General features: G+C 62.9%; 1 protein-coding gene. It reads right to left on the minus strand.

Annotated elements, in window-relative coordinates; translation table 11 throughout:
* Positions 1-307, minus strand: a 307-nt coding sequence (locus JYA52_RS00220) for a hypothetical protein (protein WP_205651158.1), incomplete at both ends; no start/stop codon positions are given.

Raw genomic sequence — 307 nt, forward strand, 5'->3', positions numbered from 1 at the left:
GGCTGTGGCTTCCAAGACGGGCTTGGCCCTTTTCGGGCCCGTGCCACTACGTTGTGAGCGGCGGTCTCCGTTCTGCCCGTGCCTGGCCACCATCCGGTGCGCCGCCGCTATCGAGAACGAACAATGCCCCGCGTCCAACATCCGGTAATAGGCCTGAGTGACCGAAAGATTCCCATATTCCTTGGAATTGAGCAGTCCCATAAACTCCTCGGTTTCGGCGGCGGTGATCCGGTTCGGGTAGTCCCGGTCGGCATGCGGAACGGTGATCCCCGCCGGGGGCGGAGGATTCAGATGCCGGTACCAGGAC

The sequence above is a fragment of the Arthrobacter pascens genome (assembly GCF_017052465.1).
GTDB classification, from domain to species: domain Bacteria; phylum Actinomycetota; class Actinomycetes; order Actinomycetales; family Micrococcaceae; genus Arthrobacter; species Arthrobacter pascens.